The following is a 16499-nucleotide window of genomic DNA, read 5'->3' as shown; positions in this document are numbered from 1 at the left end:
GCGTGAGGGCTTTAAGACCCGTTGCGCCTCTGGTAGCGGGCACGTAGCCAGAAGACGAAGAAGAAGGCGAGGATAACAAGTACACCGAAGCCGGTGCCGAGCCATGGCGAGATGTTTCCGAGCCAGACGATGACGTTCGGCATCAGATAGAGCACTACGGTCGCCACCAGCAAGATAACGCCGGCTGCGATTGCCGCCGAGCGGGCTTCGCTTTTCTTATCCGTCAATGCAGTCGATCCCTAGCGCCATGACTTCTTTTGCGCCGAAGGCTTAGGCCAGCTGCCGAGGAAAGGCAACCGGCCCTGTCGTCACACGTGTCAGACTTTGGCGCCCGCAACCGTGGCTTCGATATGATCGACCAAGGCGTCCGGCAGGCCGAGACGGCCGGCAAGCAGATCGAGGTAGCCGCGCTCGGCACGTGAATCCGGCTCGATCGCGAGGCGCGACGCAGCATAGACCTGAACGCGCTGTTCTTCCGTCTTCGCCGAGGCGACGATGGCATCGAGATCGACGGGGTTGGCGAGTTCGCGCTGGAAGAAGCTTTCCGCCTCCGATCCGACGCCTGCCTCCTGCACCTTGCCGAGAATGCGCTGGCGCTCGGTGTCGTCGATATGACCGTCGGCGCGGGCGGCCGCAATCATGGCGCGGACCAGCGAGAGCGTAAAATCGTTGGTCGCAATTGCCGGTGTCGTGCTGAAACCGGAATCCGATGGCGGCGGCAGGAACTGCGGCTCGGCCTGCGGGGCCGATGGCGGCGTCGGCTGCGGCTGGTTGCCGTCCCGGTAATTCTTGTAGGCCTGATAACCAAGCCCTGCGATGGCGGCGAGGCCGCCGAGCGCCAGCGCATTGCCGGCGACCTGACGCCCGGTCTTCGTGCCGAGCAGAACACCGGCGATCGCGCTGGTCGCCATGGGATTATCCCTGGCGAGATTGATGGCCTGGGTGGCCCTGTCTTTCACCGTTCCTTGCACTCCCGGAACTTGCGACCCCAGGAATTGGTCAAGAAGCTTGCGGGCGTCGATCATATGGATGGTCCTCCGTCCTTGTACATGGTGATGGTGAAGGGGAGATAGGAAGCGCAACCGCAAATACCAATCCGCAGAATACAAAAAGGCGCGCAGAAACCCCTGCGCGCCTTTAAAATCGAATGGAAGCGGGTGCTCAGCCCTTGAGCGCCGCGGCCTCGGCTGCGAGCTTGGTGATGCCGGCCCAGTCGCCGGCGGTAACCAGCTCCTTTGGCGCAACCCAGGAGCCGCCGACGCAGATGACGTTCGGCAGCGACAGATAATCATGGGCGTTCTTCAGCGAGATACCGCCGGTCGGGCAGAAGACCGTGCCTGATAGCGGCGAGGACAGCGCCTTGAGGTAGGCAGCACCACCGGCCTGCTCGGCCGGGAAGAACTTGAGCACCGTATAACCCTCTTCCCGCAGCGCCATGACTTCGCTCGCGGTGGCAGCACCGGGCAGGAGCGGCACATCCGAGGAGCGCGCGGCATCGAGCAGCTCCTGCGTCGTGCCTGGGCTGACGATGAACTTGGAGCCGGCTTCGACGGCCGCATCCCACTGGCTGGTATTAAGGATGGTGCCGGCGCCGACCTCGGCTCCTTCCACTTCTTCCGCGACAGCCCGGATCGCATCGAGCGCGCCGGCGGTGCGCAGCGTGATCTCGATGGCCTTCAAGCCGCCGGCGACGAGCGCACGGGCGAGCGGCACGGCCGATTTCGCATCGTCGACGATCAGCACGGGAACGACAGGCTGCAGTTTCAGAATGGAAAGAAGCTTCGCGGTTTTCTCGCCCATGGTCGATGCACTCCCTTTAAAACGATTGAAATCCGGCTTTCGAATAGCCTTCCCGAAGGTGCTTGTCGAGACAAAAGCTCGCTTTAAATACGACGGGTAGGAAATTGCGGCAACTTGCTATACTCTGTTTCAATCTGTGCCGATGGAGCATGTCAAACGCATGGCAAAAGAGATCGAGCGAAAGTTTCTGGTGCGCGGCGATCATTGGCGTGAGTTCGTTTCGGAGAGGCTGATCCTGCGACAGGGATATATCGCCTCCATGGAAGGCCGTTCCGTGAGAATACGGCTGACGAACGACACGAAGGCGACCTTGACGATCAAGATCGGCAAGGCGATGACAAGGGACGAATTCGAATACGAGATCCCCATCGACGAGGCGGAGGAATTGCTGGGAACGGCGATCGGCCTCGTCATCGAGAAGACCCGCCACAAGGTGCCTTTCAAGGGCTTCACCTGGGAAGTGGATGTCTTCCGCGGCGCCCATCGCGGCCTTGTGATCGCCGAGGTGGAGATGGGCAAAGAAAGCGACAATCCGGAACTGCCGGACTGGATCGGACGCGAGGTGACCGGCGAATACCGCTACTCCAACCAGGCCCTCGCGACGCAGTTCGAGCAGGAGTACGATGAGCTATCGCATACGGCCTGACCGGGCGCTTGATGACGAGGTGCACAAAGCCGCCGCGCATCAACTCGGCAGGGCGATGGCCGAACTGACCGATAGGCCGCAGGGCCTGCATGAAGCGGTTCACGCCGCCCGCAAGAACGTCAAGCGCGTGCGGGCGCTGTACCGCTTGATAGCTCCGATCGCGAGCGAATTTCAGCAGCGGGAAAATCAGCGGCTTCGAGAGATGGCGCGCACGCTTTCCAGCGTCCGCGACGCGACCGCACTAATCGAGATCAGCCATTACCTGCAAGCAACGGCGGCATCTGCCGAAGAACTGCAGGCGTTGACCCGGGTGAGCGATCTGTTGACCGCAAGACGTGACCGGCTTGCGGAGGCGGAGACCGACCTGGAGGACAAGGCAAAGGCGGCAGTCGCCACATGCGCCGAGGCGCGTGAAGCCCTGAAGGACGCATCCTTCGATTGCGGCCGGCGCGACACGGCCAGTCTCTTTCAGAAGAGCTGGCGCAAGAATGCCCGCAAGGCGATACGGGCACTATCCGAATGCCACGCCGACGCTGCCCATGCAGAAAGCTTTCATGACCTGCGCAAGCGCAGCCAGGACTACTGGATGCATCACATGCTGCTGCGCGACGTCTGGCCGGCGGCGATGCATGCCAAGCAGCTGGAGGCCAAAGCTTTGGTCGACGTTCTCGGCCGCTACCTCGACATGTCGATATTGGCCGATGTCGCCGACCGCGAGCCGCATCTCTTCGACAGGAGCGACGATCACGCCCGCCTGCTGGAAGCGATCATTTCCCGGCAGCAGACCGCCCGCGAGGAGGCGCTGGACCGCGCCCGCTGGATCTTTGCCGACAAGCCGGAGAACGAGGCGCGAACCATAAGGCGCCTCTGGCTGGACGCGTCGGACTGAAATGGGAGAGGCGCCCAGCTCGCGCCGCTCAACCGGCTTGATCGGCTCTTGTCTTAGGCCCGCGCCGCACTGCCCTCCAAGCCAAGTCCCACCTGCGCGAAATAGCCTTCCAGCACTGCAACATTCCCGGCTGCGACGATGGCACCGATATAGCCGTCCGGCCGCACGAGCACCCATTCGCCGGGCGATAGATCGTAGATATCGCGAAGATGACCCCCGGCATCGACCATGTCGCCCGACGCGCCGAAGACATGGATACGTAGCCCTGCACGCGGCGACACCGATCCGGGTTCCACGCCGTAGCCGATCAATGTCCAGTGCGGACCTTGAAATAGGTCGAAGAGCCGTGTCGGCTGGCCGGCAGCACCACGGATCGGCGCATCCGGAACCCGGTCGCCGGCAGACAAGCGGCCGACACGTCCAGGCATTTCGAGCGCGAGCGAGGACGACGGGTAGCCGATATCGAGTTGATGCACCTCGCGACCTCTGCGAATATCGCCCTGCTTCTGAGCATCGAGAAGCCTCGTTGCCAGACCGAGCATCTCGGCCGCGACCGGCCGGCGCTCCTCTTCATAGCTGTCGAGCAGCGTATCACCGGCGCCATTGGCGACCGCAGCCAGCTTCCAGCCGAGATTGTAGGCATCCTGCACGCTGGTATTGAGGCCCTGCCCGCCGGTCGGCGGATGAATATGGGCGGCATCACCGACGAGGAAAACCCGGCCAACGCGGTACCGATCGGCCAGACGCGCATTCATGCTATAGGCCGACGACCAGGATACGGACTGGATATGAATATCCTGTCGCCCGGTCCGCTCCGCCACCATGGCCTCCAGCCCTTCCGCGGAAAGATCGATGTTGCCGTCCAGCGGGATCGGCCCCTGTATCTGGAACATTTCCGTTCCGGCGAGCGGGCAGAACATGATCTGCCGCGCCATGTCGCCTTCGTTGAAGCGGTGCCAGGCATCGCGCGTGAGACCGGTCAAGACAACGTCGGCCACGATGGCGCGAACGCCGAGGGTCTTGCCGGGAAAGTCGATACCAAGGGCGTGGCGAACGAAGCTGCGGCCGCCGTCGGCACCGACGAGCCAGCGCACCCGGAGAGTTTCCTCTCCCGCCGTGCCTGCGAGACGCGCCGTCACCCCGCCCGCATCTTGCCCGAAGCCAACCAGCTCGAGGCCGAATTGCGGCCTATGGCCGAGCTCGAGCAGCCTTTCGCGCATCACCCTTTCGGTCAGGAATTGCGGTATCATCAGGGGCAGATGGTACGGTTCAGCCGGTGTCGGGTCCTGATGCTCGGTAATGTCGGACTCGGTAAAACTGCCGTCATCGCGATATCGCCGCTCCGGCGGATAAAGGCCACCAGTCGCGACGATCCGGTCGAGAATGCCGAGATCCTCGAAAATCTCCTGGGTTCGTGGTTGAATGCCCTTGCCGCGCGATCCACGGAACGGCTCGTCCATCTTCTCGATCAGGCGGAAGGAAACTCCCCTCCTCGCCAAATCGATCGCAAGCGCCAGGCCAGCCGCGCCCGCGCCGCAAATCAGCACATCGGCTGCAAATTGCTCTGTCATTTCCGTCTCCATATGTGTAATATGCACATATTGAATGAAAGGCGGTCCCGTGTCAACGAAAAGCTTGCAAAATACACCTATTGGCGGTCGACTGCGCGAACTCCATAGTGCGCTCGTCGAGATCGTCGGCGTCATGAACCGGCCACAGCGCGATGAGGCAATGATCCGGGAGGCCGGCATCTCCCTCGATCGCGCGCTGTTTTCCCTCCTGGTTCTGGTGGAACGGCTCGGCCCGATCGGCGTTGTCGAACTGGCCGATCGCGTCGGACGCGACTACACCACCGTCAGCCGTCAGGTCGCGAAGATGGAAGGTCTCGGCTTGATCAGCCGGCGGGAGAATGCGATCGACCGCCGCCTCCGCGAGGCTGTCATCACCGAGAAGGGCAAGGAAATGACCGATCGCATCGATGAGGCGCGCGAGAGGATCGCACGGTCCATTTTCGCCAAATGGGACGACCAGGATATCGAAGACCTTGTGCGGCTCATGCGCAGGTTTGCCGACGACATCAAGGATGAGGCGCCCGAGACCCGCTAAGCATGTCAGCCAATCTGGACGACAATGCCTGCTTTTGAAATCGCTGGTCGCGCAACGTTGCGGCCTGTCGGCGATGGCATTTTGGCGCCTTCAGCCGCGATGACCAGCGTACTATAGGCCTGCGGCGTAAATCCCGATTGCCTGAAAGCTCACAAAATTGTATTTCCCCGCCATGACCGACATGCTTTCAGATCCACGGCGAGACACGACCGGCGCATTCCTCGTTGCCGCGCTCTATCATTTCGTTTCCTTCCCGCGCTTCGAAAGCCTGCGCGAGCCGCTGTTTGCGCTCTGCGAAGAAAAGGGCGTGAAGGGCACGCTGCTGCTGGCACATGAAGGGATCAACGGCACGATTGCCGGAACCGATGCCGGCATCGGCGCCGTCCTTTCATTTCTGCGCGCGCAGCCGGAATTTGCCGATCTGGAGCACAAGGAAAGCCGCGCGTCGAAAATGCCGTTCGTGCGCATGAAGGTGAAGCTCAAGAAGGAGATCGTCACCATGGGCGTCGAGGATATCGACCCCACCAGGGTCGTCGGCACCTATGTCGCGCCGAAGGACTGGAACGCGCTGATCTCCGACCCCGACACGATCGTCATCGACACCCGCAACGATTACGAGACCGCCATCGGCGTCTTCAAGGGTGCAGTCGATCCGAAGACCAAGACCTTTCGCGAATTTCCCGAATGGGTGCGCGACAATACCGGCCTGCATAACAAGCCGAAGATCGCGATGTACTGCACCGGCGGTATCCGCTGCGAGAAGGCAACCGCCTTCATGAAGCAGCAGGGCTTCGATGAGGTCTATCATCTCAAGGGCGGCATTCTGAAGTATCTCGAGGAAGTGCCGGCGGAAGAAAGCCTGTGGGAAGGCGCCTGCTTCGTCTTCGACGAGCGTGTCTCCGTCGAGCATGGCCTGAAGGAAGGCAGTCACAAGCTCTGCCACGCCTGCCGCAATCCCATTACGGCAGAGGAAGTGACCTCACCCTTCTACGAGGCCGGCGTTTCCTGCAGCCATTGCTATCACGAGCGCAGCGAAGAGGACCGCGAGCGCTATCGTGAGAGGCAGCGGCAGATCGCGCTTGCCCGCAAGCGCGGCCACGAGCATATCGGCTAAAGCATTTTCATAAAACTTCGCTGCTGCCTTCCCTCAGGAATGCGCGGGAGTGTCAGGCGGCAGCGTGCTCTTCGTCCAGCGCCGTCGCCATCTGCACGGCGAGCCGCTTGCTGATCTCGGCTTCCGGCATCGGTTTGCCGTAGAAATAGCCCTGCAGCTCGTCGCAGCCGAAGCCCGCAAGCGCCCTTCCCTGCGCCTCGGATTCGATACCCTCGGCCGTAACCGGGATATCGAGCGAGCGGGCCAGCGCCACGGTCGCCTTGACCATTTCGCGGGCGCGGTTGTCTTCGAGCACATTCATCGTCAGCGAGCGGTCGATCTTGATGCGATCGAAGCCGAACTGGCGAAGATAGCCGATGGAAGAGAACCCGGAGCCGAAATCGTCGAGCGCCACATTGACGCCGAGCCTCTTCAATCGCTCAATCGACTGGCGGGTGCGCTCCGGATTTTGAATGATGTAGCCCTCGGTAATTTCCAGCGTCACCCGGTCGGCCTCGATCTCGGTGCTGTTCAGGACGCTGCGGACATAATCCGCGAAGGCTGGATTGCGGAACTGACCCGGTGAAACGTTGACGGCGACATGCAGATCCGGCCATTGCCGCGCCGCCTCGCAGGCCTTGCGCAGGACGAGCAGACCCAACGCCTCGATCAAGCCGCTTGTTTCGGCGATGGGGATGAAGACCTCCGGCGAAATCGGTCCGTGGCCGGGACGGTTCCAGCGCACCAGCGCCTCGACGCCGATCATTTCACAACTCGATGCGTCGACCAGAGGCTGGTAGGCGACCGTCAGTTCCTCCATGTCGATGGCGCGGCGGAGGTCCAGCTCCAGTGCATTGCGCTCCTCGCGATGGGCGTCCATCGCCGTGTCGTAGCAGGTCATGCGGGCGCGGCCGGCTTCCTTGGCCTTGTACATGGCAAGATCGGCGCGGCGCACCAGTTCCTCGCGGTCGATCCGGCCCTCCGGCGAGCTTGCAATGCCGATGCTGGCCCCGACGACCACGACGCGGCGGCCGATCTCCAAAGGTTCGGAAAGGAAATCGAGGATCTGTTCGGCCAGCCGCAATGCCGGGGCGTCGTTGAGCTCTTTCGTCGGAAATACGATAGCGAACTCGTCGCCTCCAAGACGTGCCAGCGCCGCCTGCGGCGGCACCAGCACCTTGAGCCCGGCCGCCACGGCGCGGATGAGCTGATCACCCGTGCCGTGCCCGTAGGCGTCGTTGATTTCCTTGAAACCGTCGAGATCGAGATAGAGAAGCAGGACGTTCGTGCCGTCGGAGCGTGCCCGCTCGACCTGGCGATCGACATCGAGCCGCAACCCCTCGCGATTGAGGAGCCCGCTCAGCCGGTCGCGCAGCGACACCTGACGCGCCTGAACCTCCTCCGCCCGCAGTCGGCGCCCCGCGAGCGACCCCAGGATCAAGAGCACCACGAAGAACAGGCCGACCAGACCGAGCGCGCCGAGAACCAGGGGACGAACCTGCTGATAGCTCATGTCGCCCGGCTGGCGCGAGCTCCACATCAGCCGCCCAAGCGACTTGCCGAGCGGATCGACGATGGAGACCGCATGCAGCGCAACCGTATCCGGCGGCACCAGCGTCAGGCCACTGATGACATAGGTGTTGGAGAGCATCTTGATGCGGGCGGCATCGAGATAGCGCACAAGGATCAGATAGCGCCGATGACCCTCGGGCACCGGAATGCGGCCCGATCTCTCGCGGATCGTCGCGGCGCCGGCGGCGGCGATGCCGTCCCGCGTCATGATATAGCCCGAGGCTTCCGGCACACCCGTGATGCGCGTCGTGCGCGCCTGATCGACGAGCGCCCAGACGGCGGTCCCGAGCACATCCTCGATATTCTCTGTCATCGGTTGGCCGTCGTGATAGGCGATGACAGGCTTGTTGTCGTCATCGACGATGACTGCGGTGTCGAACAGCGCACCGTTGGAGGAGATGTCGCCATAGTTGCCGACGATCCATCCCTGATTGTCGGTTCCGTAGACGTGCCGCGCCGCATCGTTGCGCGCGGAATGGTCGTGCAACGTCGCTTCCAGCTGCCCTTGAAACGTCTTCAACGCGCCGACGGTCGTCTCCCAGGAGCGCTCGTCGTCCAGCTTGTTGGAATAATCGGCAACGCGGCCGATCGCGGTGAGCACCATCAGAGTCACCACGGCAACGACAAGAGCGAAGGAAACCAAGACGGCCGTCACGATGGAATGACGACCGATGTGTGCACTCTGACGCAGTGACTTGAAAGCTGCTCCCAACGCCTTTTCTCCTTGACGGCGAAGTCTGACGTCAGGTCTTCAATAAACGGTTAAGGGGAATCGGAGATTCCTACAGGAAATGGTTGTATATTTGCCGAAGTCGGGAGAATTCACATTCCGGCGGCAATTACCCGGCTAAAACGGCCGAGACTCATTGATAAAAGGCCGCTTTCGCGCGCTTCCAGCAGCATCGCGGCCTGCGCCTCATCGCTCTTGCCCGCAATCGGCAGACGCAAGAAAGCGTCCTCGACGATACGCAGCGACATGGTCTGCAGCACATCGGTCAGCTGTGCCAATACGAGATCGCCGCGATGCGAGGCATGGGCGAACATCAGCGGCTTGAACGGAACCTCGTCGCGCGACACCAGCCAATCCAGCGCGTTCTTGAAACCACCGGGTATGCCATGGGCATATTCCGGGCAGGAAACGATGAGGCCATCGGCCCGGCCGATCTTCCCCGCAAGTTCCAGAACGATGGATGGCGTTTTCTCGCCCTCATTGTCCGGATTGAAGATCGGTATTTCGCCGATCAGGTCGCAGATCTCAATGGTGACGCCAGCAGGACAGGCAAGCCGCAGCGCATCAAGCAGCCTGCGGCTGGTCGAGGCCCGCCGCTGGCTGCCGCAAAGCGCGTAAAGGGAAATCGGCCGCTGGATCATACATGATGTCTATCAGGCCCTGCCGATTCGGGCGACAAGTACTCTCCCCTTGGGGGGAGGGTCGGACCGGAGGTCGAGGGTGCGGTGACCATTGCGGGCACCGCCGCCCGCGGATTTCATGCGCTTCTACCCTCAAGGGGAAGCTAAAACCGCATCAATCCCCTTTGTGGTTGCCCTTCGGAAACTGCGAGGCAAGTTCCCGATACCACTTGCCGCTCTTCTTGATGGTGCGGACCTGGGTCTCGTAATCGACATGCACGAGGCCGAAGCGCATGCGATAGCCTTCCGCCCATTCGAAATTGTCCATCAGGCTCCAGGCGAAATAGCCGCGCATCGGATAGCCGTCCTTGATGAGATCGGCGACGACACCGAGATGCTCGATGTAATAATCGAGGCGCGGCTGGTCATCGACCTCGCCATTGACGACGCCCATATTGTAGCAAGCGCCGTTCTCGGTGATGTAGCAATCCGGCAGCTCGTAGCGCTTGTTCAGATCCTCGACGACATGCTTCAGGCCAGGCGAATAGACCTCCCAGCCGATATCCGTCCTGACGTCGCTGACCGGCGGCGCATCCTTCGTCCAGGGGAAATCGCCGCTCTTGGAGGCATCATCGAGGACGCGCATCGGCATGTAATAGTTCAGACCCCACCAATCGAGCTTTTGATTGATGGTCTTCAAATCGCCGTCCTCGACGACAGGCATGCGATCGCCGAGCGCCTCGACGAACTCCTTCGGATATTCGCCCTTGAAGATCGGATCGAAGAAGGCGCCGTTGTGGAACTGATGCGCGCGTTCGACTGCGGCGAGGTCCTCGGGGCGGTCCGAGCCCGGCAGGACGGATGCAGCGTTGAGCACGATACCGACTGGAACCTTCGGCGCCACGGAGCGGATCGCCTCGACGCCGAGGCCGTGGGCAAGGTTCATGTAGTGCATGGCGTAAAGGGCGGCCTGCATGTTGCGCTCGCCCGGCGCATGAACGCCATAGAGGTGGCTCAGCCAGACGATGCACCAGGGCTCATTGAAGGTGGCGACGGAATCCAGACGGTCGCCGAGACGGGCCATGACGGTCTTGGCATAGCGCTGGAAGGCGTGCGCCGTCGAACGCGCCGTCCAGCCGCCATCACCCGCAAGCGTCAGCGGCAGATCCCAATGATAAAGCGTCGCGAAGGTCTTGATCCCCCGCGCCTTACAGCCGTCGACCAGGCGGTCGTAAAAATCGAGTCCGGCTTCATTCACAGGGCCGGTGCCTTCGGGAATGATGCGCGGCCAGGCGATCGAGAAACGATAGGCTTCGACGCCCATCTCCTTGATCAGATCGAGATCCTGTTCCAGCCGGTTATAGTGGTCGCATGCGACATCGCCATTATTGCGCTGATAGACGCGGCCGGGCATGTTGGCGAAGGCATCCCAGATGGATGGCTTGCGACCATCAGCCTTGGTGGCGCCTTCGATCTGGAAGGCGGCGGTGGCAACACCGAATGTGAAATCGCCGGGGAAGCGATCGGCAAGAAGCTTCGGATCGATCATGATGAAAATCCCGTCTGTTATGGCTTCGTTGGCTGCGGTTTAACCAAGCGGCATGACAAAGTACAGTGCCGGCGTCTGAAAACTGTAACGTTGCAGGTATCGACAAACCAAGCCGGCTAAGGGCATCTCGTAAATTTCGCCGGCCGCGGCAATAGTTTTCGCACGGCTCGATAACAGCAATGTCAACAGTCGTGACTTGTCTTTTGAGCGCGGATCAATTGAGGGTAGTATTCAATCTTGACAACGAAAGGATACAAATGCTTCCTGCGATCCACGCCCTCCACCCTCATCTGCTGAGCCTCCTGCGCATCGTCGCATCGCTTGTGTTGTTCAGCTACGGAACGCAGAAAGTGCTGTATTTCCCGGCCGCGCAAACCGTGCCGCCTGTGGGGTCGCTCTCCTGGATCGCCGGCCTGCTGGAACTGACCCTCGGCTTCCTCGTGCTGATCGGCTTCCAGACGCGGATCGCCGCCTTCGTGCTATCGGGCTTGATGGCGTTTGCCTATTTCCTGCGCCACGCACCGCAGAGCTTCTATCCCGCACAGAACGGCGGCACAGCCGCCATCCTCTTCTGCTTCATCTTCCTGTTTCTCGCCAGCGCCGGCGGCGGCCCGCTGAGCGTCGACGCGCTCACGAAGCGCAAGCAGGAAGTCGCGGCCTGAGTGAACATGGTCCGAGGCGGCGTACCGTCTCGGACCAAGCCCAGACTGAAGCTTATACCTTGACCCAGGCGCCGTTGCGCTTCGAGGAAGCGACACAGGCCTCGACGAAAGCCACGCCCTTCACGCCATCATCGACGGTCGGGTAGATAACGGCCGGATCGATCGCCACGCCCTTCTTGCGGGCATTGATGGCGCGCGCCGCCTCGGTGTAGATCGTGGCGAACGCTTCCAGATAGCCTTCCGGATGGCCCGAGGGGATGCGCGAGACGCGCGCCGCGGCAGCGCCGGAGCCTGCACCATTGCGGGTGATCAGCCGCTTCTGATCGCCGAACGGCGTGTACCACAGATAGTTCGGATCGGCCTGCGTCCACTCGATGCCGCCCTTGGTGCCGTAAACACGGAGCTTAAGGCCATTCTCATGACCGGGCGCCACCTGGCTGCACCAGAGCATGCCCTTGGCCGGCTTTTCGCTGCCCTTCGCCTTGAAGCGCAGCAGCATATGGCCGTTATCGTCCAGACGACGGCCCTCGACGAAGCTGTCGAGATCGGCGGCAAGGCTGTCGAGCTCTAGACCGGTGACGAAGGAGGCGAGGTTATAGGCATGCGTGCCGATATCGCCGGTGGAACCGCCAGCGCCGGACTGGGCCGGATCGGTACGCCATGCCGCCTGCTTCTGACCCGACTGTTCGATATTCTCGGTCAGCCAATCCTGCGGATATTCCGCCTGCACGACGCGGATATCGCCGAGTTCGCCATTGGCGATCATTTCGCGCGCCTGACGGATCATCGGGTAGCCGGTGTAATTGTGGGTAAGGATGAAGAGCGCGCCACTCTCGTCGGCCACCTTCTTCAGCTTCTTCGCGTCGGCAAGGTTGGAGGTCAACGGCTTGTCGCAGATGACGTGGATGCCGCGCCTCAGGAACTCCTTGGCAGCGTCGTAATGCACATGGTTCGGCGTGACGATCGAAACGGCTTCGATGCCGTTCTTCAGCTTGGCTTCGCGGATCGCCATGTCGCGATAGCTCGAATAGGTGCGCGAGGGATCGAGGCCGAGATCGCGGCCGGAAGCGACGGCCTTGTCCGGCGAAGACGAGAGCGCACCGGCAACGAGATCGAACTGATCGTCAATGCGTGCCGCAATGCGATGCACCGCTCCGATGAATGCGCCGGCGCCGCCGCCCACCATGCCAAGCCGAATGCGCGGCTCCCGCGTCTGTTCCGATGATCCTTCGATTGCCATTTTGTCCTCCTGAATGAATTGAATTGTTTGAACACGATCGCGTGTCGCAATCGTCCCCTCTCCCCGCCTGCGGGGAGAGGGTCAGGGTGAGGGGCCGAGCCTTCTGCAGGCTCTGAATTGGTGGAAATATCGAGAAAGCCCCTCATCCGTCCTCAAGCGATTTCGCTCCGCTCCATCGTTTGAGTCCACCTTCTCCCCGCAATTGCGGGGAGAAGGGTTTGGATTACAGCCCCAGCATACGGCGGTTCGCCGCCTGGTCCGTGCCGCTGCCGGCAAAATCGTCGAACGCCTTTTCCGTGACGCGGATGATATGCGCCTTGACGAATTCGGAGCCTTCGCGGGCACCGTCTTCGGGATGCTTCAGCGCGCATTCCCACTCGACCACGGCCCAACCGTCGAAATTGTTGGCGGTCATCTTCGAGAAGACGGCACCGAAATCGACCTGGCCGTCGCCAAGCGAACGGAAGCGGCCGGCGCGCTCGACCCAGCCCTGATAGCCGCCATAGACGCCCTGGCGCCCGGTCGGATTGAACTCGGCATCCTTGACGTGGAACATCTTGATGCGGTCCTTGTAGATGTCGATGTTCTCGAGATAATCGAGGCACTGCAGGACATAGTGCGAGGGATCGTAGAGCATGTTGGCGCGCGGATGGTTCTTCACGCGCTCCAGGAACATCTCGAAGGTGATGCCGTCATGCAGGTCTTCACCGGGATGGATCTCGTAGCAGACGTCGACGCCGTTTTCGTCGGCATGATTGAGGATCGGCGTCCAGCGGCGGGCAAGCTCTTCGAAGGCGGTTTCGACGAGGCCGGCGGGGCGCTGCGGCCAGGGATAGATGAAGGGCCAGGCAAGCGCGCCGGAGAAGGTCGCATGCGCCTTGATGCCGAGATGCTTGGAAGCGGTGAGCGCCATCTTCACCTGCTCAACCGCCCATTCCTGCCGTGCCTTCGGATTCCCACGCACTTCCGGCGCGGCAAAGCCATCAAAGGCTTCGTCATAGGCGGGATGCACGGCGACGAGCTGGCCCTGAAGGTGGGTGGAAAGCTCGGTGACCTCGACGCCGTTGGCGCGGGCGACACCGGCGAACTCGTCGCAATAATCCTTCGAGGAAGCTGCCTTCTTCAGGTCGATGAGCTGGCTCGCCCAGGTTGGAACTTGCACGCCGACATAGCCGGCATCGGCAGCCCATTTCGTGATCGAATCCCACGAGTTGAACGGCGCCGCGTCACCGGCAAACTGGCCAAGAAACAGGCCTGGTCCCTTGATCGTCTTCATCTGTAATTCCTCCCTAATCGCGTTCTGTAAACGTTTCCGATGCCTTTCGGACCCAAATCCGAGGCGGCTTTGGTGCCGTAGCCTCAAAAAACTATAGGGTCTTCAGGATGAAAGTCGAATGCCTTGCGACCTAATCACGGCGCGCCGCCAACGGCAAGAGGTACGTGCCGCAAAATTTCCATCCACGTTGAGACGAGCCGATGGAACACTTAAAAAACGCCCGCCGAAATCGGCGGGCGCCTTGTAAAATCAACCGAGTGACCGATCAGAACGGTGAATCGGGGAAGTAGAAGTCCTTGGCATTGTCCTTGGTGACGAGTGTCGCATCGAGGATGTAATTGCCTCGAACCGGAACCTGGTCGTAGAAGTTGGCGGCCGTCAGTGCCATCGCGGTGCCGACCATTGCCGGCGGATAGAGCACGTCGACCGGGATCAGCTTGTCGCCGTCCATGACCTTCTTGATCATGTCCTTCGAGCCAGCGCCGGCGATGACATACTTGATGTCGGTGCGCTTGGCCTGTTCGATCGCCTGCAGCACGCCGACGGCCATGTCGTCATCCTGACACCAGACGACGTCGATCTTCGGGAACTTGGTCAGGTAGTCCTGCATGACCTTGAACGCGTCGTCGCGGTTCCAGTTGCCGTACTGGCGGTCGAGAACCTTGACGTTCGAGCCGGCAATACCCTTGTCGAAGCCGTCCTGACGCTGCTGGTCGATCGGGATCGGCAGGCCACGGATGATGACGACCTGAGCGTCCGGGTCGTTCTTCTTGATGTACTCGCCGGCGGTCTGGCCAAGCGCCGGGTTGTTGCCGGCAACATAGAGATCGCGGACGGAATTGTCGTTGTTGCTCGGCGCACGATCGACGAGTGTCACGAACTTGCCCTTGTCCTTGACTTCCTTGATGGCGTTGACGAGCGGGTCCGGATCGGACGGCAGGATCACGAGCGCGTCGATACCCTGGGTCTCAAGGTCCTGCACCGCATTGGCCTGGCTCGCAGCGTCCGGCGAGGTCTTGACGATAACGTTGAGGCCCGGATGCTCCGCCATCAAGAGCTTGGCGACGCGCTCGGCATGGAACACCACGCCCGAAGTCCAGCCATGGTCGGCGGCCGGAATGGAAACGCCGATCGTCACCTTCTTGTCCTCTGCGTGCACGGTGCCGGCCAGAGCCGCCATCACGACAGCCAAGCCTATTAGTCTTTTTCGCATGTTCTTCCTCCCAGATAGAGACAGGGCCTTGCTATGACGACCGGGCGCCCCCTGACCCGGTTATTCGCTATTTGCGAGCAAGCGAGCGCTGAACCAGCATGGCGATGATGATGATCGCACCCTGGATGGCACTGAGCAGATACTCGCTGATGAAATTGGAAAGCAGCATGATATTGCCGACGAGCTCGAGGATGAAGGCGCCGCAGATCGTGCCCCATACCCTGCCTGCCCCGCCCTTCAGCGCCGTGCCGCCGACGACGACGGCGGTGATCGCCTGCAGCTCCCACAGGTTGCCCGTGGTCGCCGACGTCGAGCCAAGCCGCGGTACATAGAGAAGCACGGCGATGGCAACGCAAAATCCCTGGATAACGAAAGCGATGGTGCGCACGCCGTTGACCGCCACGCCGGAATAGCGGGCGACGTCTCGATTGGAGCCAACCGCAATCACATGCCGCCCATAGCGGGTGCGATAGAGAATGAAGGCCGCAATGCAGGTGACGACGAGGATGACCACGATCGGCACCGGCACGCCGAGCACCGAGCCGTAATAGGCGGGCTTGTACAGCGCCTGAATATCCGCCGGCCGCAGAGTGATCGCGCCGCCCTGCGATAGCCAGGTCGTCAGGCCGCGATAGACGCCCATCGTGCCAAGCGTCGCGATAAACGGCTCGATCTTGCCCATGGTCGTAATCAGCCCGTTGGCGAGGCCGCAGAGGATGCCAGCAATAATCGAGAACAGCACAGCCGCCGCCAGCATCATGGTGGGGTCGGCAATGACGCCCGAGTTCATGAACAGGATCATCAGGCTCGCGACAAAGGCAACCATCGCGCCGACGGACAGATCGAGATCGCCGGCCGAGATGACGAAGGTGGCCCCAACGGCGATGATGGCGATAAAGGCGCACCGCGTCGCGACATTGGTGAGATTGGTAATACCGATGAAGTTCGGATTGACCAGAGCGCCGACGATCAGAAGCAACACCAGCGCCGCAAACGGCGCAACGGCCCTAAGATCGATATCCCGCCAGGAACGCCCCCGCCGGCCAGCCTTGCCGCTGCTGTCTTCGCCCACGCTCATAACCAAAACCAACCTCCCGTCCCAT

At 61.5% G+C, this 16499-nt stretch carries 16 protein-coding genes; 5 read left to right on the top strand and 11 right to left on the bottom strand.

The features are described 5' to 3' along the window. Positions 1 to 11: 11 nt before the first annotated feature. From BJ928_RS10900 to BJ928_RS10890, 3 genes are all read right to left on the bottom strand, one after another. Positions 12 to 227, bottom strand: coding sequence for a hypothetical protein (locus tag BJ928_RS10900; protein WP_047628963.1), 216 nt, complete (start codon positions 225 to 227; stop codon positions 12 to 14). A gap of 90 nt (positions 228 to 317) precedes the next feature. Next, entirely contained in the window at positions 318 to 1025 is a 708-nt protein-coding gene (locus tag BJ928_RS10895; protein WP_047628962.1) for a tellurite resistance TerB family protein, read from the bottom strand. Between the two features lie 136 nt (positions 1026 to 1161). Next, positions 1162 to 1800: a 2-dehydro-3-deoxy-phosphogluconate aldolase gene (locus BJ928_RS10890; protein WP_047628961.1), complete on the bottom strand. Its 639-nt coding sequence runs from the start codon at positions 1798 to 1800 to the stop codon at positions 1162 to 1164. Positions 1801 to 1960: 160 nt separating this feature from the next. On the opposite strand from BJ928_RS10890, the gene BJ928_RS10885 reads away from it, so the two are divergent. Next, a complete protein-coding gene (locus BJ928_RS10885; protein ID WP_047629494.1) occupies positions 1961 to 2446 on the top strand; it encodes a CYTH domain-containing protein in 486 nt (161 codons plus the stop codon). Further along, complete coding sequence (locus BJ928_RS10880) at positions 2424 to 3335, top strand: CHAD domain-containing protein (RefSeq protein WP_047628960.1); 912 nt, start codon at positions 2424 to 2426, stop codon at positions 3333 to 3335. Before BJ928_RS10885 ends, BJ928_RS10880 begins: the two co-directional genes overlap by 23 nt. A 53-nt stretch (positions 3336 to 3388) precedes the next feature. Here BJ928_RS10880 and BJ928_RS10875 read toward each other — a convergent pair whose 3' ends face one another. Further along, positions 3389 to 4906, bottom strand: a complete 1518-nt coding sequence (locus BJ928_RS10875) for an FAD-dependent oxidoreductase (RefSeq protein ID WP_047628959.1) — start codon at positions 4904 to 4906, stop codon at positions 3389 to 3391. Positions 4907 to 4955: 49 nt separating this feature from the next. Between BJ928_RS10875 and BJ928_RS10870 the strand changes: the two genes are divergently transcribed. Both BJ928_RS10870 and BJ928_RS10865 read left to right on the top strand, forming a co-directional pair. Next, positions 4956 to 5441 (top strand): MarR family winged helix-turn-helix transcriptional regulator, encoded by a 486-nt coding sequence (locus tag BJ928_RS10870; protein ID WP_245432282.1) that lies wholly within the window; start codon positions 4956 to 4958, stop codon positions 5439 to 5441. 172 nt (positions 5442 to 5613) lie between these two features. Further along, positions 5614 to 6555: a rhodanese-related sulfurtransferase gene (locus BJ928_RS10865; RefSeq protein WP_047628957.1), complete on the top strand. Its 942-nt coding sequence runs from the start codon at positions 5614 to 5616 to the stop codon at positions 6553 to 6555. Between the two features lie 52 nt (positions 6556 to 6607). Here BJ928_RS10865 and BJ928_RS10860 read toward each other — a convergent pair whose 3' ends face one another. The 3 genes from BJ928_RS10860 to BJ928_RS10850 form a co-directional block, all read right to left on the bottom strand. After that, complete coding sequence (locus tag BJ928_RS10860) at positions 6608 to 8818, bottom strand: EAL domain-containing protein (RefSeq protein ID WP_047628956.1); 2211 nt, start codon at positions 8816 to 8818, stop codon at positions 6608 to 6610. Positions 8819 to 8928: 110 nt separating this feature from the next. Beyond that, a complete protein-coding gene (locus tag BJ928_RS10855) occupies positions 8929 to 9477 on the bottom strand; it encodes an NADPH-dependent FMN reductase (protein ID WP_183079393.1) in 549 nt (182 codons plus the stop codon). A 154-nt stretch (positions 9478 to 9631) separates the two neighbouring features. Continuing rightward, entirely contained in the window at positions 9632 to 11005 is a 1374-nt protein-coding gene (locus BJ928_RS10850; protein ID WP_047628955.1) for a GH1 family beta-glucosidase, read from the bottom strand. Between the two features lie 257 nt (positions 11006 to 11262). Between BJ928_RS10850 and BJ928_RS10845 the strand changes: the two genes are divergently transcribed. After that, positions 11263 to 11667 (top strand): DoxX family protein, encoded by a 405-nt coding sequence (locus BJ928_RS10845; RefSeq protein WP_047628954.1) that lies wholly within the window; start codon positions 11263 to 11265, stop codon positions 11665 to 11667. Positions 11668 to 11719: 52 nt separating this feature from the next. On the opposite strand, the gene BJ928_RS10840 is transcribed toward BJ928_RS10845, so the two are convergent. The 4 genes from BJ928_RS10840 to BJ928_RS10825 all read right to left on the bottom strand — a co-directional run bounded on the left by BJ928_RS10840 (position 11720) and on the right by BJ928_RS10825 (position 16474). After that, positions 11720 to 12907, bottom strand: coding sequence for a Gfo/Idh/MocA family oxidoreductase (locus tag BJ928_RS10840; protein ID WP_047628953.1), 1188 nt, complete (start codon positions 12905 to 12907; stop codon positions 11720 to 11722). Between the two features lie 223 nt (positions 12908 to 13130). Continuing rightward, entirely contained in the window at positions 13131 to 14183 is a 1053-nt protein-coding gene (locus BJ928_RS10835) for a sugar phosphate isomerase/epimerase (RefSeq protein WP_047628952.1), read from the bottom strand. Between the two features lie 265 nt (positions 14184 to 14448). Continuing rightward, complete coding sequence (locus tag BJ928_RS10830) at positions 14449 to 15396, bottom strand: substrate-binding domain-containing protein (protein WP_047628951.1); 948 nt, start codon at positions 15394 to 15396, stop codon at positions 14449 to 14451. A gap of 67 nt (positions 15397 to 15463) precedes the next feature. After that, positions 15464 to 16474, bottom strand: a complete 1011-nt coding sequence (locus BJ928_RS10825; RefSeq protein ID WP_047628950.1) for an ABC transporter permease — start codon at positions 16472 to 16474, stop codon at positions 15464 to 15466. Between the last annotated feature and the right edge of the window lie 25 nt (positions 16475 to 16499).

Origin of the sequence: Rhizobium sp. WW_1 (assembly GCF_003610155.1) — a bacterium.
Classification (GTDB): Bacteria; Pseudomonadota; Alphaproteobacteria; order Rhizobiales; family Rhizobiaceae; genus Rhizobium; species Rhizobium tropici_A.
This window is presented reverse-complemented; position numbering and strand designations above follow the sequence as displayed.